13 protein-coding genes are annotated in these 18,622 nt (G+C 54.0%); 6 read left to right on the top strand and 7 right to left on the bottom strand.

The genetic code is table 11. From position 1 onward, the window contains the following. Window positions 1–47: 47 nt before the first annotated feature. From uraA to bglK, 4 genes are all read right to left on the bottom strand, one after another. Window positions 48–1,337 (bottom strand): uracil permease, encoded by a 1,290-nt coding sequence (gene uraA, locus JLG71_RS07200; protein ID WP_004123491.1) that lies wholly within the window; start codon window positions 1,335–1,337, stop codon window positions 48–50. A gap of 95 nt (window positions 1,338–1,432) precedes the next feature. Further along, window positions 1,433–2,059 carry a uracil phosphoribosyltransferase gene (upp, locus tag JLG71_RS07195; RefSeq protein ID WP_004123492.1) on the bottom strand — a complete coding sequence of 209 codons (627 nt, stop codon included), beginning with the start codon at window positions 2,057–2,059 and terminating at the stop codon, window positions 1,433–1,435. A 182-nt stretch (window positions 2,060–2,241) separates the two neighbouring features. Further along, entirely contained in the window at window positions 2,242–3,672 is a 1,431-nt protein-coding gene (locus tag JLG71_RS07190) for a 6-phospho-beta-glucosidase (protein WP_032720526.1), read from the bottom strand. A 9-nt stretch (window positions 3,673–3,681) separates the two neighbouring features. Then, the gene (bglK, locus tag JLG71_RS07185) at window positions 3,682–4,575 is read right to left on the bottom strand and encodes a beta-glucoside kinase BglK (protein WP_014230345.1); all 894 of its coding nucleotides are present in this window, start codon (window positions 4,573–4,575) and stop codon (window positions 3,682–3,684) included. Between the two features lie 265 nt (window positions 4,576–4,840). Between bglK and purM the strand changes: the two genes are divergently transcribed. Together purM and purN are read left to right on the top strand one after the other, a co-directional pair. After that, entirely contained in the window at window positions 4,841–5,878 is a 1,038-nt protein-coding gene (gene purM, locus JLG71_RS07180; RefSeq protein WP_004853107.1) for a phosphoribosylformylglycinamidine cyclo-ligase, read from the top strand. Next, a complete protein-coding gene (gene purN, locus JLG71_RS07175; RefSeq protein ID WP_014230347.1) occupies window positions 5,875–6,516 on the top strand; it encodes a phosphoribosylglycinamide formyltransferase in 642 nt (213 codons plus the stop codon). Before purM ends, purN begins: the two co-directional genes overlap by 4 nt. 43 nt (window positions 6,517–6,559) lie before the next feature. Here the strand turns inward: purN and JLG71_RS07170 are convergent, their stop codons facing one another. Next, on the bottom strand, window positions 6,560–7,918 hold the full coding sequence (locus JLG71_RS07170) for a glycoside hydrolase family 28 protein (protein WP_025106614.1): 1,359 nt from the start codon (window positions 7,916–7,918) through the stop codon (window positions 6,560–6,562). Window positions 7,919–8,340: 422 nt separating this feature from the next. Between JLG71_RS07170 and JLG71_RS07165 the strand changes: the two genes are divergently transcribed. Both JLG71_RS07165 and bglB read left to right on the top strand, forming a co-directional pair. Continuing rightward, a complete protein-coding gene (locus tag JLG71_RS07165) occupies window positions 8,341–9,795 on the top strand; it encodes an MFS transporter (protein WP_025106613.1) in 1,455 nt (484 codons plus the stop codon). Further along, window positions 9,770–10,867, top strand: a complete 1,098-nt coding sequence (gene bglB, locus JLG71_RS07160; RefSeq protein ID WP_025106612.1) for a beta-galactosidase BglB — start codon at window positions 9,770–9,772, stop codon at window positions 10,865–10,867. Before JLG71_RS07165 ends, bglB begins: the two co-directional genes overlap by 26 nt. 3 nt (window positions 10,868–10,870) lie before the next feature. On the opposite strand, the gene JLG71_RS07155 is transcribed toward bglB, so the two are convergent. Then, window positions 10,871–12,544, bottom strand: coding sequence for a hypothetical protein (locus tag JLG71_RS07155; RefSeq protein WP_200914031.1), 1,674 nt, complete (start codon window positions 12,542–12,544; stop codon window positions 10,871–10,873). Window positions 12,545–12,721: 177 nt separating this feature from the next. Here JLG71_RS07155 and ppk1 point away from each other — a divergent pair, with 177 nt between their 5' ends. Both ppk1 and ppx read left to right on the top strand, forming a co-directional pair. Next, window positions 12,722–14,782, top strand: a complete 2,061-nt coding sequence (ppk1, locus tag JLG71_RS07150; RefSeq protein ID WP_049101683.1) for a polyphosphate kinase 1 — start codon at window positions 12,722–12,724, stop codon at window positions 14,780–14,782. A 3-nt stretch (window positions 14,783–14,785) separates the two neighbouring features. After that, window positions 14,786–16,327, top strand: coding sequence for an exopolyphosphatase (ppx, locus tag JLG71_RS07145; RefSeq protein ID WP_004853121.1), 1,542 nt, complete (start codon window positions 14,786–14,788; stop codon window positions 16,325–16,327). Between the two features lie 39 nt (window positions 16,328–16,366). Here the strand turns inward: ppx and JLG71_RS07140 are convergent, their stop codons facing one another. After that, window positions 16,367–18,586: an EAL domain-containing protein gene (locus JLG71_RS07140; protein WP_025106610.1), complete on the bottom strand. Its 2,220-nt coding sequence runs from the start codon at window positions 18,584–18,586 to the stop codon at window positions 16,367–16,369. Between the last annotated feature and the right edge of the window lie 36 nt (window positions 18,587–18,622).

Below are 18,622 nucleotides of genomic sequence, written 5' to 3'. Positions count from 1 at the left end.
AAATACGCAAGGAGAGAACCGGGCAGGATCGCCGCCCGGTATAAGGATCAATGTTTTGCTTCTTCGCTATCCGCAGCGTCGAGAACCACCTCTTCCGGACGCAGCACGCTAATCAGTTTGAAGATCAGGCTCAGCCCGATGCCAACGATGGTCGCCAGCGCCATGCCTTTCAGCTCGGCGGCGCCGATATGCACTTTTGCCCCGCTGACGCCGATGATCAGGATAACGGAGGTCAGAATCAGGTTCTGCGCCTTGTTGTAATCGACTTTAGATTCGATCAGCACGCGAATACCCGAAGCGCCGATAACCCCGTACAGCAGCAGCGAGACGCCGCCCATTACCGGCAGCGGGATAATCTGGATCGCCGCCGCCAGCTTGCCGACGCAGGAGAGCAGAATCGCGATGATCGCCGCGCCGCCGATAACCCAGGTGCTGTAGACGCGGGTGATCGCCATCACGCCAATGTTCTCGCCGTAGGTGGTGTTTGGCGTGGAGCCAAAGAAGCCGGAGATCACCGTAGACAGGCCGTTGGCAAACATTGAACGATGCAGGCCCGGATCGCGGATCAGATCTTTTTTGACGATATTGGCCGTGACTACCAGATGTCCAACGTGCTCGGCGATCACCACCAGCGCGGCGGGGAGAATGGTGAAAATCGCAAACCATTCAAAGCGCGGGGTGTAGAAGGTCGGCAGCGCGAACCAGTGGGCCTCGGCGATGGGCGTGGTATCGACGACGCCCATCACGAAGGAGAGCGCGTAGCCGACCAGGACGCCGATTAAAATCGGGATAATCGCCAGGAAACCGCGGAACAGCACCGAACCGAAAACCGTCACCGCCAGCGTCACCATCGAAATAATAATGGTTTTGCTGTCCGGCGATTGCCCGTCAGCGGGCAGCAGACCGGCCATATTCGCCGCCACGCCCGCCAGTTCCAGGCCGATAACCGCGACAATCGCGCCCATCGCCGCCGGCGGGAACATCACGTCCAGCCAGCCGGTTCCGGCTTTTTTGACAATAAAGGAGACGATGCAAAACAGCACGCCGCACATGATAAAGCCGCCGAGAGCGACTTCGTAGCCCAGCGGCAGCAGAAGCAGCACCGGGGAGATAAACGCAAAGCTCGATCCGAGATAAGCCGGAATTTTGCCTTTGCAGATGAAAAGATATAACAGCGTTCCGATGCCGTTAAACAGCAGTACCGTGGCCGGGTTGATATGGAACAGAACGGGCACCAGTACCGTTGCGCCAAACATGGCGAACAGATGTTGCAAACTAAGCGGGATTGTCTGTAAAAGCGGCGGTCTTTCACTCACCCCGATAGCACGGCGCGTCATGGCATTTTCCTCTGAGAGTCGTTTGTTGATTGCTGTTGGTGTGTTTTATTCAAAAAAAAGCCGACTCTCAAAGTCGGCTTTTTCTACTTCATCATTTATTTCGTACCAAAAATCTTATCGCCGGCGTCGCCGAGCCCCGGAATAATGTATCCGTGCTCGTTCAGGCCCTGGTCGATGGACGCGGTGTACAGCTCAACGTCCGGATGCGCTTTCTCCAGCGCGGCGATGCCTTCCGGCGCCGCCACCAGAACCAGCACCTTAATGCTGGAGCAGCCCGCTTTTTTCAGCAGGTCGATGGTGGCGATCATGGAGCCGCCGGTCGCCAGCATCGGGTCAACCACCAGCGCCATGCGTTCATCGATGTTGGATACCAGCTTCTGGAAGTAAGGCACCGGCTCAAGGGTCTCTTCGTTACGATAGATGCCCACCACGCTGATACGCGCGCTCGGCACGTGCTCAAGCACGCCTTCCATCATCCCCAGACCCGCGCGCAGAATCGGCACTACGGTAATTTTCTTGCCTTTGATCTGCTCAATTTCTACCGGGCCGTTCCAGCCTTCGATGGTGACTTTTTCGGTCGCCAGATCGGAAGTAGCTTCATAAGTCAGTAAGCTGCCAACTTCTGAGGCGAGTTCACGGAAGCGTTTGGTGCTGATGTCGTGCTCACGCATCAGGCCCAGCTTGTGTTTGACGAGTGGGTGTTTCACTTCCACGATCTTCATTCTCTTTCTCCTCTGAGGGGCAGCCACAAAAAAAATCGCCGGATTATACCGCCTTTTTCCTTTTACGCCATAGCCGATATGTTTGACCGGGATCAACCAAAATGCTTTACGCTGCCTGTGCCAGTATAAGACAAAATAAAAAAACCCCGCGAAGGCGGGGCTGAATGGGGCTTTACGGCCGTTTATAGCTTTTCGCCGTTGCTGCCGATAACCTGCTGATACCAGGCAAAAGATTTCTTACGGCTACGCGCCAGCGTGCCGTTGCCCTCATTATCTTTATCCACGTAGATAAAGCCGTAGCGTTTTTTCATCTCACCGGTTCCCGCGGAAACCAGGTCGATACAGCCCCACGGGGTATAGCCCATCAGGTCGACGCCATCCTCAACAACCGCTTTTTTCATTTCGGCGATATGGGCGGAAAGGTAGTCAATACGATACTGGTCATCCACCGAGCCGTCCGCTTCGCGCACGTCGATGGCGCCAAAGCCGTTCTCCACAATAAACAGCGGCAGCTGGTAATGGTCCCAGAACCAGTTCAGGGAGTAGCGCAGCCCGACCGGATCAATCTGCCAGCCCCAGTCTGACTTCTGCACGTACGGGTTGGAAACCAGGCTCTTGCTTTCATCGTAATCCAGCTGCGGATTATCATCCGTTGCTTTTGTGGCGAACGACATATAGTAGCTAAAGCCGATATAGTCGACGCAGCCCTGAGTCAGCGCCACGCGGTCTTCTTCGGTGATGTCCAGCGCAAAACCGCGACGCTCGAAGTAGTTCAGCAGGTGCTGCGGATAGCGGCCGCGCACGTGAACGTCGGTAAACCAGTAGCGGCGATGCATGGCGTTCATCGCCATCATCATGTCGTTGGGCGCGCAGCTCAGCGGGTAAATCGGACACATGGCGATCATGCAGCCAATCTGCAATGACGGGTTAATTTCGCGGGCGGCTTTAACCGCCAGCGCGCTGGCGACCAGCTCATAGTGCGCCGCCTGAAACATGACCGGCTCGCGGTCCTCCCCCGGCAGATATTTCAGTCCGGAGTTGGTGAACGGCGCAAAATCTTCGTGGAAGTTGGCCTGGTTATTGATCTCATTGAAGGTCATCCAGTACTTCACTTTATGCTGGTAGCGGGTAAACACCACCTGGGCAAAGCGGACGAAGAAATCAATCAGTTTACGGTTACGCCAGCCGCCGTACTCCGTCACCAGATGGTACGGCATTTCGAAGTGGGAGAGCGTAATCACCGGCTCAATACCGTGCTTCAGGCACTCATCGAACAGGTCGTCGTAAAACTGCAGCCCGGCCTCGTTAGGTTCTTGCTCATCGCCCAGCGGAAAGATGCGCGTCCAGGCAATGGAGGTGCGGAAGCATTTGAAGCCCATTTCGGCAAACAGGCGAATGTCGTCTTTATAGCGATGATAAAAATCGATCGCTTCGTGGTTGGGGTAGTTTTTCCCCGGCAGCACGCCATCGGTGATTTCGCGCGGTACGCCGTGCGCGCCTGCGGTCATCACGTCGGCGACGCTCACCCCTTTACCGCCCTCTTTCCAGCCGCCTTCCAGCTGATGCGCCGCCACCGCGCCGCCCCACAGAAAACCTTCTTTAAATCCGGACATGTTCTCTCCCTATGCGCAGTCGCCGCTCTGCGACCGGTATTGCTGATTGAAATGGTAAACCGCGCCTACCAGCCCGGCATCGTTGCCGTGGCTGACGGTGTCGATATATTCCGCAATGCCAAACCAGGCCAGATGTTCGCGCAGCAGCGCCAGAAAGCCCGGTCGTTCCACAATCCCGCCGCCGATCAAAATCGTTTGCGGGTCGAATAAGTTGACGAGGTTGTAAAGCCCGGTACCCAGGCCGTTAAAGAATTCAGCGACCAGACGTCGACAGGTGGCGTCGCCCGCATCGTAGCGGTCAAAAATCTCTTCGCCAGTGACGTCATCCAGCGCCTTGCCGATATGTTCAGCGTAGCGATGGCGCAGCACGCGCAGCGTGCAGTTTTCGTTCATCGAATAGCGCCGCACATCGCGGGTGCCCGGACGCGCGGTTTGCATATAGCCGAACTCGCCGGCGCGGAAGCGCGCGCCGTGGACCAGCTGGTTATTACAGAAAATCGCCCCGCCGATGCCGGTGCCGATGGTCAGGACCAGAAAGTTGCTCATGTCGGCGGCTTTACCCCGCCAGCGCTCGGCCAGCAGCACGCAGTTGGCATCATTCTCAATGGCCACGGGCAGGCGAACCTGCTGCTCAAGCCAGCGCTTGATGGCGAAGTTATCGAATTTACGGATGGCGCCGCCCATTTCGATAAAGCCGGTGTGCGGGTTAACGTAGCCGGGCGCGCTGATTGCCACCCCTTCACACGCCGGGTGAGCGGCGATCCACGCCAGCATCGCCTGCAGGATCTGGTCGCCGTCGCTGTCGACGATGTTCTGCTTTCCTTTCTCCAGCAGCGTGCCTTCGCGCGTCATTACCCCCATTTTTAACGCCGTGCCACCGATATCAAATGCGGCAATGTTCATCCTCAGCTTTCCTCCAGAATCCATCACATTCGCGGTTTATCTCTCCAGGAATCAGGAAAGAAACCGGTTTCACTGGCATGATGATTATTCCCGACAACGCTGGCAAGCAGAAGAATGTACCCGGTTTCATTTTCGTGAACAGTATCAAATTTGCGCACTTAACGGCCGTTTTACATCGGCTGCAAAGCAGGCTCGCAAACGTTTGCTATCCCTGTTAGAATTGCGCCGTTTTTTATTGCTACCGCAAACGCGTGGAGACTTCGCAGTGACCGATAAAACCTCTCTCAGCTATAAAGATGCCGGCGTGGATATTGATGCAGGCAACGCTCTCGTCGACCGTATTAAGGGCGTGGTGAAGAAAACCCGCCGCCCGGAAGTGATGGGTGGACTGGGCGGATTCGGCGCGCTGTGCGCGCTGCCGCAGAAGTATCGCGAACCGGTTCTGGTCTCCGGCACCGACGGCGTCGGCACCAAGCTGCGTCTGGCGATGGACCTCAAGCGTCACGACACTATCGGTATCGACCTGGTCGCTATGTGCGTAAACGACCTCGTGGTTCAGGGCGCAGAGCCGCTGTTCTTCCTTGATTACTACGCGACCGGCAAACTGGATGTCGATACTGCGTCGAGCGTAATCAGCGGCATTGCCGAAGGTTGTCTGCAGTCAGGCTGCGCGCTGGTGGGCGGCGAGACGGCGGAAATGCCGGGCATGTACCACGGCGAAGATTATGACGTGGCCGGTTTCTGCGTTGGGGTGGTAGAAAAATCAGAAATTATCGACGGCAGCAAAGTGGCCGATGGCGACGTGCTGGTGGCGCTGGCTTCCAGCGGCCCGCACTCTAACGGCTACTCTCTGGTGCGCAAAATTATCGAAGTCAGCGGCGTTGACCCGCAAACCACCGATCTCAACGGTAAGCCGCTGGCCGACCATCTGCTGGCGCCGACCCGCATTTATGTGAAATCCGTACTCGACCTGATCGCCAACGTTGACGTGCACGCCATCGCCCACCTGACCGGCGGCGGCTTCTGGGAAAACATCCCGCGCGTGCTGCCGGACAACACCCAGGCGGTCATTGATGAATCCTCCTGGCAGTGGCCGGACGTCTTCAACTGGCTGCAAACCGCGGGTAACGTTAGCAGCCACGAAATGTATCGCACCTTTAACTGCGGCGTCGGCATGGTCATCGCGCTGCCGGCGGAAGCGGCGGATAAAGCCATTGCCTTCCTGAACGACAAAGGTGAAAGCGCGTGGAAAATAGGGTATATCAAAGCCTCTGATTCCGAACAGCGTGTGGTCATTGAATGAAAAACATCGTGGTGCTGATTTCCGGTAACGGTAGCAACCTGCAGGCGATTATTGACGCCTGCGCCCGGAAAAAAATCAACGGCACCCTGCGTGCAGTCTTCAGCAACAAGGCCGACGCGTTCGGCCTTGAGCGCGCACGCGCGGCCAATATTCCGGCTCACGCGCTCGCCGCCAGCCAGTTTGCCAACCGGGAAGCTTTCGACCGAGAGCTGATGCACGAGATCGATGCTTACGCGCCGGATCTGGTGGTTCTCGCCGGCTACATGCGTATTCTTAGCCCGGCTTTTGTCGCCCACTACCAGGGGCGCATGCTGAATATCCACCCTTCCCTGCTGCCAAAATATCCGGGGCTGCACACCCATCGTCAGGCGCTGGAAAATGGCGATGAGGAGCACGGGACGTCGGTGCATTTTGTGACCGATGAGCTGGACGGAGGTCCGGTGGTTCTGCAGGCAAAGGTACCGGTTTTCGCTGAAGATACCGAGGACGACATTACCGCCCGCGTACAGGCGCAGGAACACGATATCTATCCCCTTGCTATCAGCTGGTTTGTCGACGGCCGCCTGCGCGCGGAAGGAAACGAAGCCTGGCTTGATGATGTTCCTCTTCCACCGCAGGGATATGCGGCAGAAGAGTAAACTTCCCCGCCTCTGGCGTCCGCTGGAGGCGTTTTTCATTAGCTCAGGTTTCCCGCACGGATGACCGCTCGCATTTTTCCAGACACAGCGCTTGCGTATTCCAGCCTGCCGGTAGGGGAACTGGACGCTGCCAATCAAGTTCTGTGATGACTAAATCGGAAACCCCCTGCGCAAACAGGACGGGTAGCCCTCCGGGATAGGGTTCGACTCCCCAGGCCTTTCCCGTTTCTGGGTTGAGGCACCAGGCGTTATCGATACCCATTCCTGTTGGCGAAAAAGGATTACACGGCGGACGAATATCATAATTCCCCTGCCAACCGTGGCAATGCAGTCGCTGGGTAAGCTGAATACTCTCGAGTCGTATTCGGTTGATCATGGAAGGGGTTTCACTGTGCATATTGATGGCGCCTTCACATTCTCCGCAAAGCCCACGAAACTGGATTTGCGTAATCTCACCGGGCTCGATCTGCGGATTCCTGCGGCGCGCGGAGAGGAAAATCGGGTCCGCCTCCCCCCAGTGACAGGCTGGCGCCGCCACACACTCAAAAGTCATGCTGGTAAAGAGCATTCTTCGTAGCCGACCGCCATCTCGTGAAATCAGGCCGATACCGCGATTCGAATCATAGATAGTGCAGTTGCTGACCACAATATCTTCAATATCTTGCCAGGTTTCCGTGCCGATTTTAAAAGCACAGCTTTTTGAGCGCAGGGTACAATTGACGATCGTCACCTGACGTAGAGGACGTTGGATAGCCGCCGGTTTATCGGTGGTTTTCAGACAAATTGCATCGTCCGCCGCACTAAAAAAACTATTAGCAACGTGTACCTGCTGACAGCTATCGATATCCAGCGCATCAGTATTTGCCATTGTCAGATCGTTATCGACGGTAATGCCATCAATCACCACCTGTGAACATGAAACAAGATGAATTGTCCACATCGGCGCATGGTGTATACAGATATTTTCCAGCCTGACCCGCTGGCAATTTTCCAGAAGAATCATGCGCGGCCGCTGTTCGGCGGGCGTGCGATAGCCCATATCATCAACCGATGAGGAGAACCAACCATCGGCATTACCGTAAATAGTACCGCCCCCACAAATCGAGATATTTTCGGCATCCTGGGCATAGAGGAAAGCCCGGTCTGAGCACTCTGCGCGGCTTAAGGCCACCGCCTGGGTGAAGTCAGCATAATTATCGCTGACGATGAGTTCTGCACCGGGTGACAACCACAGGCAGGTGTTTGACCCCATGCGTAACCCGCCAAGGTAATATTTTCCACTTTCCACCACCAGCGTACCGCCGCCCGCTTGCGATAAGGTATCCAGCGCTTTTTGAAAAATCTCAGTGTCGCGAGTAATACCATCTGCGTGCGGGCGCCAGTTTGAAAGAAAAATGTTCATAGGATTTCCTGAGATGAAATGGGAATGCTATCTGAACACAGTCATTATCGATCGCCGTAGGGCAAAACAGCATCGACATAAGTAATCTGTCGCCGTTCTCACAACGTCCTTTTTTCCCGCAGTTCATCTGTGATTTCGGACACATTTCTTCTCGCTCCTTCCGCAGAAATAGCGATGGCTATCACATTTCATTTTTTCGCCCGTCCTAATACTGCCGGCCATATCACGCTATTTATTTCATTTAATCCGCTTTCTCCGCCCCGCTCTCAGTTCTTAACAAAAGCGCCTTAATGACGATTCCGCAAAATTTTCACCTCTTTTACTGTGCTACTTCCTCTTTACTGACAGAAGAGACAGGAAAAATGACGAGGACAGTAACGGCACCACGGGAAGTAAAAACACGCAATATTCTCTGCTGGGGGATGGGCGATATCTTCGGCAGCGGGGCAATGACGATCACTGGGCTTTGGCTGCTTTATTTTTATATTGAAGTGGCGGGCCTTTCTCCCGCCGCCGCCGCATCCATCTTTGCGATCGCCAAAATTTGGGATGGCATCACCGACCCGATCATGGGTTATATCACCGACAATATTCGCACGCGCTGGGGGCGACGCCGAATATTCTTTATTATCGGCGCGCCGCTCTCCTTTTGCTTTGCCCTGATGTGGGTAAGCGGTTTTGGCTATTCCTGGTATCTTGGTACTTATTTGTTATTCAGCACCGTTTTTACCCTCTTGATGGTGCCCTACGATACGCTGCCTGCGGAGATGACCTCGCGTTACGATCTGCGTTCAAAAATGTCTGGCGCGCGGATGCTATTTGCCCAGGCGACAGCGTTTTTATCTGCACTTATCCCAGGACAAATTTTGGCGCACGTCGCCGATAAATCGCAGGCATTTTTATATATCGGCCTGGTCTTTTCCGTACTCTTCGCCCTACCGTGGATCTTCGTTTGGCGGGGAACCTGGGAACGGGAGAATCTCCCGCCGCCTTCGACTCAGCGCGGGATGGGGAAAACAATTATTTCGCTGTATCGAGAAATGGCTTCAACTTTCCGTTTACGTACTTTTCGCATTCACATCATGATGTACGTTGGCGGAGCCGTCGCCCTGGATATTTTCGGCTCGCTGTTTATGCACTATCTTACATATGTACTTCAGGTCGGCGCATCCTTAGCTTCCCAGGCAATGAGCCTGATGACGCTATTTCAATTTTTTGCCATCCCTTTCTTTACCTGGCTTTGTATTCGCATCGGCAACGGCAACGCCTACAAACTGGCAATTGCACTGATTATGTGCGCTCTACTGTGGTTCAGCCAGCTTTCCGCCTCCATTAGCCATTTATCAGGGTTCTTATTCGGCGGGGCCATCGTGATGGGCATCGCACGCGGCGGAACCTATCTTATCCCATGGAACGTCTACAACTTTTTACCTGATGTGGATGAAGCTTATACCGGCGTCAGACGTGAAGGCATTTACGCGGGCGTCATGATGCTAACGCGCAAATTTTCCCAGGCCCTGGCCCTGTTTATTGTTGGACTGGCGCTGGAGGCGTTTGGCTTTACCAAAGGCGCAGAGTCGCAAGATGCCGCCGCGCTAAACGGCATCTGGTGGGTATTCCTTATCGGACCGGGTTTACTCACTCTGCTGGCGATGTACGGCGCGTTTCGCTTTCGTCTAAGCCAGGAGTGTCATAAGACGCTTACCTTCGAGCTAGAGCGTCTGCGGTCTGGCGGTAAACCCGAAGATGCATCAACGCAGGTACGACAAACCGTAGAGTTACTTACCGGGCATCCGCATATGAATACCCACTGGCAGCATACAGCTGAAACGACAGCGCAAAGGAATCACTATGTCGCAGAAAATAAGCCATCCTGAAATCATCCGTCTTATCGAAAAACTGATCGATAGCCTCACCGCAATTCAGGATGACAATGGTCAATTCCTGCAGCGCCTGCCTGACGGGCGCGTGATTGATACAAAAGGCTGGGCTGGATGGGAATGGACACATGGTATCGGCTTGTTTGGTCTCTACCGCTACCATGAACTTACCGGCTCATCTCGCGCCAGGCAGATTATTGACGACTGGTTCAGCGCCCGTTTCGCCGAAGGAACGCCGGAGAAGAATATTAATACCGCGATCCCTTTTTTGACGCTTTCCAGTCGCTACCAGCAGGACGCTCGTCACGAATGGCGCGCGTATCTGGAAGTGTGGGGTGATGCGCTTTATCGTCAGATTCCGCGCACTGATGAAGGCTGCATGCAGCATGTCACCTACGAAAACGCGCATTATCAGCAAATCTGGGATGACACCTTGATGATGGCGGTCCTGCCTCTGGCCAGGATTGGGCTTTTATTGCAAAAACCTTACTGGGTAGAAGAAGCAAAATTTCAATTTCTACAGCACATTCACTACCTTACGGATAGAAAAAGTGGTTTATGGTTTCACGGCTGGAATTTCGACGGCAGGCATCATTTTGCCGGTGCCCGATGGGCTCGTGGCAATAGCTGGATAACACTGGCGATTCCTGAACTACTGGAAATGCTCAATCTTGATGAGCATGACGCCTTCTATCGCCAGCTCTGTAACATCCTGCAGGGCCAGGTATCCGCCCTCGCCCGCTGTCAATGTGAAAACGGGCTATGGCCGACGCTATTAGATGATGCAACAAGCTACGCTGAAGCCTCAGCAACAGGGGGATTTGCAGCCGGTATCCTGAAAGCGATACGTCTCGGCTACCTGGACGACAGCTATCTACCCGTTGCCGAACGAGCAATCGCAGGCATTATTGAGCATATCTCGCCGGAGGGAGAATTAACCCAGGTTTCATTTGGCACGGCAATGGGACACGACCTTGACCATTACCGACGAATCCCCCTAACTGCGATGCCATATGGCCAGGCGCTGGCGATGCTCAGCCTGGTCGAGGCTTTATACCGCACGCGTTAATACCTAATGCCTGAGTGCCGATAGTTCGCTACTCAGGCTATCAGCCAGGCTACGAACCCGACCCGCATCGAACATGATATAAAACCCAGGCGATGCTTCGTTCATCTGCTGGCAAAGCATCTCCATTTCGGATGCCCCCTGATACAACGCCTGCACGTTGATATGGCAGATTTCTCTCATACTCCAGCTATTCTCCACCTCACGAGCAAAATGCAGCGTAAAAAAAGCTTTCTGTGCATGCGTGAACAGCTGACAGTAGAGTGCGAGCCCCCGCCATTCATTCTGCCAGAGCCGATAGAGCGCCGTGGGAAACGCGGCATTCTCGGCAAACTCCAGCGCCTGCGCGCATAGCTTCAGGGCATCTGCCGCTACCTCATCCTTCTCTTGCGCAATTCGCGTGAGGTTTTCCATCGATATTTGCGGATCGTCACGCGTGAAGTGGATATCCTGGGCCGACCCCGGCAGCCAGTGATTACGCGCCAGCTGGCTGTACAAACTCCATACTGCCTGACCATAGCTTTCCGGTAGCTGACTATGGCGGTGAAAAACGTGATCGCGAACATAAATCGCCTGGTAAAGCACCTCCGTTGCCTGCTCAAGTAGCTGCTGAAAACGGCGGGCGACTGTAACATCGGGGCACCAGCCGTAACGCTCAGCCAGCCAGAGATCCAACAGCTGCTCCTGGGTCTTTCCCGCACCATGACCTAACAGCTGGCTACAGGCAAACAGATTGCATTCGCTTAACGTTTCCGGTATCCAGTGGTTATCAACGCTCTCCCAACTGGTTTTGCATATCGCACCGGTGATTCTGGGATTCGCGCTTTGGCACCACAGCAGTCGGCCTTTTAACTCATCAATGCGCAAGAAAGGCATAACGCCCCAGCCCACCTCTTCGCCTGCTAAATCAATATCAACCCAGACGTCTCGCATAGTGACCTGAAGCAGTGCGGGATTATTTGGAAATGCTGGCCAGAAACGTTCTGGCGTTAACTTGATCGATACCGAAACGCTTGGCGGAAGCGGCTCGATAGCATTGAGAACGGTACCAAGATCATCATTACTTGCAGGGAAAACCCGCAAAACCAGATGTTTATTTTGTGCGGTAACCACCTGGCTGAGCGCTTGAAAACAACGGCGATAGAGCACAAAGCTTTGCGACGGTTGCCGGGTATTTTCAGGCTCATCCCTGGCGTTTATATCCCATTTAGGGCGCGTAATCGGCAATAAACCATCGGTGCTGGAAAGCGCAATAATTAGCCCTGTTAAAGCTGGAATTCCCTGACAAACGCCGCGAATTTTGTCTGTCAGCCAGCGGCTCCAGAAATCCACATCAAAAAGGATCCCTTGCTGGTTATCCAGTAGATACTTATGCGACAACAGCAATTCCGTTGGGAAATCCAGCTCTTTTGCCTGTAAATAAAATCGCAGCCCCTGCTCGCGGCAATACATGGCGAGACGATTAAGGTAGATACAGCGCGCTCTCTGCTGGCTGGAAACGCTATCGTTATAGTGAAAAGGCGTATATCCCTTCGGGGACACCAGCTTACCGAAGAGATCTGCCTGCCCCACCACGATAGTATTAAAGCCATGCTGAGAGGCATACCTGACCAGATTGCATACCGATGACCAGTTCCATATATCCTGATTATTCAGTTCTAACGCTCGCGTCTCCCACATGGTTTTGCTCCTGAATCTCACCTTGCCTTGAACATAACGTAAGTCGCGAAAATCGTCTGTTTTTCTTCGCTATATACTGAAAGAAAACAGTCATACTTCTTTGACATAATTGGACATTCAGTGGCAAAGCTCGCCATAATGAAATAGCAACATACATCTACCGGAGTGTGAGCTGTAATGGGCCAGGAAAAGCTATACATCGAAAAAGAACTCAGCTGGTTATCCTTTAACGAGCGCGTACTTCAGGAAGCGGCGGACAAAAGCAACCCGCTGATCGAGCGCATGCGCTTTTTAGGGATTTACTCCAATAACCTCGATGAATTTTATAAAGTGCGCTTTGCCGAGCTGAAGCGCCGCATCATCATCAGCGAAGAACAAGGCAGTACCGCACACTCTCGCCATCTGCTGGGCAAAATTCAGGCCCGCGTGCTCAAGGCCGATCAGGAGTTTGACGGCTTATACAACGAGCTGCTGCTGGAAATGGCGCGTAACCAGATTTTCCTGATCAACGAACGCCAGCTCTCCGTCAACCAGCAGTCCTGGCTGCGTAACTACTTCAAGCTGTATCTTCGTCAGCACATCACGCCAATCCTGATTAACCGCGAAACGGATCTGGTGCAGTTCCTGAAGGATGATTACACCTACCTGGCCGTCGAGATTATTCGCGGGGATACCATCAATTACGCGCTGCTTGAAATTCCGTCAGACAAGGTTCCGCGTTTTGTGAACCTGCCGCCGGAAGCGCCTCGCCGCCGCAAGCCGATGATTCTGTTAGATAACATCCTGCGCTACTGCCTGGATGATATCTTCAAGGGCTTTTTTGATTACGACGCGCTGAACGCCTACTCGATGAAAATGACCCGTGACGCCGAATACGATCTGGTGCACGAGATGGAATCGAGCCTGATGGAGCTGATGTCCTCCAGCCTGAAACAGCGCCTGACCGCCGAGCCGGTGCGCTTCGTTTATCAGCGCGATATGCCCGACGCGATGGTCGAAATGCTGCGCGATAAGCTCTCCATCTCCAACTACGATTCAATGCTGCCGGGCGGTCGTTACCACAACTTTAAAGACTTTATCGGCTTCCCGAACGTCGGCAAAGCCAATCTGGTCAACAAACCGATGCCGCGTCTGCGTCATCTGTGGTTTGATAAATTCCGCAACGGCTTTGACGCAATCCGCGAACGCGACGTGCTGCTTTACTACCCGTACCATACGTTTGAACACGTCCTTGAGCTGCTGCGCCAGGCCTCTTTCGACCCAAGCGTGCTGGCTATCAAAATCAACATCTACCGCGTCGCGAAAGATTCACGGATTATCGACTCGATGATTCACGCCGCCCACAACGGTAAGAAAGTGACGGTCGTCGTGGAGCTGCAGGCGCGTTTCGATGAAGAAGCCAATATTCATTGGGCTAAACGCCTGACCGAAGCCGGCGTGCACGTTATCTTCTCCGCGCCGGGCCTCAAGATCCACGCCAAGCTGTTCCTGGTTTCGCGCAAAGAGGGCGATGAAGTCGTGCGCTATGCGCATATCGGTACCGGCAACTTCAACGAAAAAACCGCGCGTCTTTACACCGACTACTCGCTGCTGACCGCCGATGCGCGCATCACCAATGAAGTCCGCCGGGTATTTAACTTTATCGAAAACCCCTACCGCCCGGTCAGCTTCGATTATCTGCTGGTGTCGCCGCAAAACTCGCGTCGCCTGCTTTATGAGATGATCGATCGTGAAATCGCCAACGCGCAAAATGGTCAGCTATCGGGCATCATGCTGAAGCTGAACAACCTGGTCGATAAGGGGCTGGTAGACCGTCTCTACGCCGCCTCCAGCTCCGGCGTGCCGGTTAATTTGCTTATTCGCGGTATGTGCTCGCTGATCCCCGGTCTGGAAGGAATCAGCGAAAATATTCGCGTGACCAGCATTGTTGACCGTTTCCTTGAGCATGACCGCGTTTATTGCTTTGAAAACGGCGGCGATAAGCAGGTTTGGCTATCGTCCGCGGACTGGATGACGCGCAATATTGACTATCGTATCGAAGTGGCCGCGCCGCTGCTGGATCCGCGCCTGAAACAGCGGGTGCTGGATATTTTCGATCTCCTCTTCAACGATACGGTGAAAGCACGCTATCTTGATAAAGAACTGAGTAATCGCTACGTGCCGCGCGGCAATCGCCGCAAAGTGCGCGCACAGATGGCGATATACGACTACCTCAAATCACTTGAACAGCCCGATTAACCTATGCCAATAAACGAAAATGCCCCTCGGCCGCAGGAGTTCGCTGCGGTCGACCTCGGTTCGAACAGTTTTCATATGGTGATCGCCCGTGTCGTTGACGGGGCAATGCAGATCATCGGTCGTCTGAAGCAGCGCGTACATCTGGCCGACGGCCTGGATGAAAACTCTGTACTGAGCGAAGAGGCTATTGCGCGCGGGCTGAACTGCCTGTCGCTGTTCGCCGAGCGCCTGCAGGGTTTTGACCCATCAAGCGTCTGTATTGTCGGCACGCACACGCTGCGCCAGGCGACAAACGCCGCAGAGTTCCTCAAGCGCGCGGAGCAGGTCATCCCCTACCCGATCGAAATCATTCCCGGCAACGAAGAAGCGCGTCTGATTTTTATGGGCGTGGAGCACACGCAGCCGGAGCGAGGCCGTAAGCTGGTCATCGATATCGGCGGCGGCTCTACCGAGCTGGTTATAGGCGAGGATTTCGAGCCTCGCCTGGTGGAAAGCCGCCGTATGGGCTGCGTGAGCTTCTCTCAGGCCTACTTTGCTGGCGGCGTCATCAACAAAGAGAATTTCCAGCGCGCGCGTCTTTCCGCCGTGCAGAAGCTGGAAACTCTGGCCTGGCAGTTCCGCATCCAGGGGTGGAACGTCGCCCTGGGCGCGTCGGGCACCATTAAAGCCGCTCACGAAGTGCTGGTGGCCATGGGCGAGAAAGACGGCTTCATCACTCCCGAGCGCCTCGAGATGCTGGTCGAAGAGCTGCTGAAGTATAAAAACTTCGACTCGCTAAGCCTGCCCGGGCTGTCTGAAGATCGGAAAGCCGTTTTTGCGCCCGGTCTGGCTATCCTGTGCGGGGTGTTTGACGCGCTGGCGATTAAAGAGCTGCGCTTGTCCGACGGCGCGCTGCGCGAAGGCGTACTGTACGAGATGGAAGGACGTTTCCGTCACCAGGATATCCGTAGCCGCACCGCGCAGAGCCTGGCGAACCAGTACAATATCGATCGCGAGCAGGCGCGTCGGGTGCTGGAGACCACCACGCATATTTATGAGCAATGGCAGGAGCAGAATCCCAAGCTCGCGAACCCCCATCTGGCGGCGCTGCTGAAATGGGCGACCATGCTGCATGAAGTCGGCTTGAATATTAACCACAGCGGCATGCACCGTCATTCGGCTTATATCCTGCAAAACAGCGATCTGCCGGGCTTTAATCAGGAACAGCAGATGCTGATGGCCACCTTAGTTCGCTATCACCGTAAAGCGATTAAGCTGGATGATTTACCGCGTTTCACGCTGTTCAAGAAGAAGCAGTTTCTGCCGTTAATTCAGCTGCTGCGCCTTGGCGTGCTGCTGAATAACCAGCGTCAGGCAACGACAACGCCGCCGAGCCTTACGCTGAAAACCGAGGCAAACCACTGGACGCTAACCTTCCCGCACGACTGGTTTAGCCAGAATGCGCTGGTGCTGCTCGATCTGGAAAAAGAGCAGGAATACTGGGAAGGGGTACCTGACTGGTGGCTGAAAATCAGCGAAGAAGAGAAGCCTGACGCGGCAAGCTAGTTTCGCGCATATGGGCCGGACGTCCGGCCCATTCGCTTATCAATCCTCAACCAGCGCCTCAAGCGGGGCCGGTTTGCCGATATCATAGCCCTGCATATAATCAATCCCCAGCGAAACCACAGCCTGCCGAATCTCGGGCGTTTCGACATATTCGGCCACCACCTGCATATTTTTCATCCTCGCCAGAAGGCAAATAGAGGCAACGGCCTGATAGTCCAGACTGCTGGTCACCAGATTACGAATAAAACTACCGTCGATTTTCAGCAGATCCGCATTCATCGTTTTCAGCCGCGCGTAGCTGGCATAGCCGGTGCCAAAGTCATCAATCGCTACCCGACAGCCCAGGTCCTGAAGCTGCGCCAGGGTTTTCCGCGCCTGCTCGGGATTGGTCAGTGAATGGTTCTCCGTCAGCTCAAAAATAATCTGCCAGGGCTCAATGTCATAATGCTCCAGCAGCGTTTTTACCTGCTGATGAAAATAACTGTTACTCACTGAAAACGGCGAGATATTTATCGCCAGGCGCATTCCAGGAAGCTTTTTGCGCCGCTTGTCCATAAAGATCAGCGTATGTTCGAGGACCCAGCTATCGATACGCGCCGACAGTCCAAACTCGTGCGCCACCGGTAAAAAGACATCCGGCATGATGATTTCATCGTTGTCGTTCAGCATTCTCAGCAGAACTTCATGATAGCTATCCCCCCGGATGCCGACGATCGGTTGTGCCATCAGAACGAAGCGATCGTGCTCCAGCGCCTTCACCAGCTGATTCATTATCATGACTTTGTCTTTCAGCTCCTGCTGCGTATTAATGGCGCCGCGACGCTGTAAATTTTCAGGACTTCCGGTCGCCAGGGAAAGGTCAGCCGCGCCGCTGAGTTCTCCAAGCAGTAAATGCAGATGCATCACCGGAGAGCGAACGTTGCAATAGCTGAATCCCACGGGCGGCTGCAGCGGCATACCGTTCCAGACAAAGCGAAACTTTTTGAGATGGTCAAACAGCAGGGGGACTCGCTGCTGATGGTCTTCACTGTGCAGATGGATAACCAGCTCGTGCCCGGCCATCTGATAGATATCCTCCCCGGGCTGCAATAGATCGCCAAGCGACTCGGCCAGCAGCTGCTTGTACTGAATGCGCAACAGAACGCCGTAATGGCGGCCCAATATTTCCAGCTCGGGAATGCGTAAGAAGCACAGTACTGACCAGGAGGATTTATTTAACGCCCGGCTCAGCGCGCGGATATTGGGCAAGCGTACAACCGGATCAATGAAGGCCATCCGCCGCATCCGCGCATAAAAAATTCTCTGCTGCGTCGCCAGCATCGCCATATAGGCGATAATAAATGAAAACACCAGATAGCTTGAGGAGATAATAGCCAGCTGATTACTGTAAATCGGTGAATGCGGGAGATATTGATAATGAAAGTGGATAATAACAATTAATATAGGGGACCAGACCAATGAAATGAAGCGATAGCCAAAACGCATCGCCCCCCACAGCATCACCGGCATAAGCAAGGACAAGGTATAATTTGTACTAAAAATAGTGCTCGTACTACTTAGCGGCATTAATAGCAAAACTAATAAAATTAACAGCACTACCGCCCATAAAATAAACTCAAAGTACTTTATTTTCGGATCGATCTGCAGGCGAATCTGAGAAACAAAACCCCGAATATAGAGCGGGTTGCGGATAATTCGAATCAGAAAGTAGCATAGCGGCACGCCGGTCAGGCATCCGGCCATCAGGGCCTGAAAGGTGATAAGCGAACGCAAACTTAAGGGGTTGACCCCGATCAACCCGGTCGCGCGAGGATGGATCCCCAAATACTCGGCGAGCTGGGAAAGGATAAGAAAGATCAGTGATGGCAGCAACATTTGCCAGAACAATCGCTGAGGCATCAGTCGCACATTGCCATGCGAGATTTGCTGTCTTCGCGGGACAAAAACGCGATACCCGCCCCAGCAAAGGACGGTCGGAATAAGAAAATGGAAAATCACGCCGATGGAATCTTCCAGCGCCATGCCGCGCGTAATGGAAAGCAGCAAACCGACAACGATCCCCGGTAAAGCAGCCCAGCCGAAAAACAGCATCAGGCTCAGCACTAACGCCAGAGGTAAATAGTAAAGATAAACTTCATTACCATTCAGTACAGCAACGGTGTTCGCCCATCTTGCCAGGGGGAGTAAAAGGATGGGTAAGATGAGCGGCAGCGACCACCATTTATCCCGATATCGTCTGTAAAGTTTAATAATGTTCATAGATGCTCTACGGATAACCCTAAATCCTGCAGGGTA

Origin of the sequence: Klebsiella michiganensis (assembly GCF_015139575.1) — a bacterium.
Classification (GTDB): domain Bacteria; phylum Pseudomonadota; class Gammaproteobacteria; order Enterobacterales; family Enterobacteriaceae; genus Klebsiella; species Klebsiella michiganensis.
This window is presented reverse-complemented; position numbering and strand designations above follow the sequence as displayed.

Bases quoted from the DNA above. Each gene is read 5' to 3' on its own strand.
- uraA (WP_004123491.1), bottom strand. From the start codon at position 1,337: ATGACGCGCCGTGCTATCGGGGTGAGTGAAAGACCGCCGCTTTTACAG.
- upp (WP_004123492.1), bottom strand. From the start codon at position 2,059: ATGAAGATCGTGGAAGTGAAACACCCACTCGTCAAACACAAGCTGGGC.
- JLG71_RS07190 (WP_032720526.1), bottom strand. From the start codon at position 3,672: ATGTCCGGATTTAAAGAAGGTTTTCTGTGGGGCGGCGCGGTGGCGGCG.
- bglK (WP_014230345.1), bottom strand. From the start codon at position 4,575: ATGAACATTGCCGCATTTGATATCGGTGGCACGGCGTTAAAAATGGGG.
- purN (WP_014230347.1), top strand. From the start codon at position 5,875: ATGAAAAACATCGTGGTGCTGATTTCCGGTAACGGTAGCAACCTGCAG.
- JLG71_RS07170 (WP_025106614.1), bottom strand. From the start codon at position 7,918: ATGAACATTTTTCTTTCAAACTGGCGCCCGCACGCAGATGGTATTACT.
- JLG71_RS07165 (WP_025106613.1), top strand. From the start codon at position 8,341: ATGGGCGATATCTTCGGCAGCGGGGCAATGACGATCACTGGGCTTTGG.
- bglB (WP_025106612.1), top strand. From the start codon at position 9,770: ATGTCGCAGAAAATAAGCCATCCTGAAATCATCCGTCTTATCGAAAAA.
- JLG71_RS07155 (WP_200914031.1), bottom strand. From the start codon at position 12,544: ATGTGGGAGACGCGAGCGTTAGAACTGAATAATCAGGATATATGGAAC.
- ppk1 (WP_049101683.1), top strand. From the start codon at position 12,722: ATGGGCCAGGAAAAGCTATACATCGAAAAAGAACTCAGCTGGTTATCC.
- ppx (WP_004853121.1), top strand. From the start codon at position 14,786: ATGCCAATAAACGAAAATGCCCCTCGGCCGCAGGAGTTCGCTGCGGTC.
- JLG71_RS07140 (WP_025106610.1), bottom strand. From the start codon at position 18,586: ATGAACATTATTAAACTTTACAGACGATATCGGGATAAATGGTGGTCG.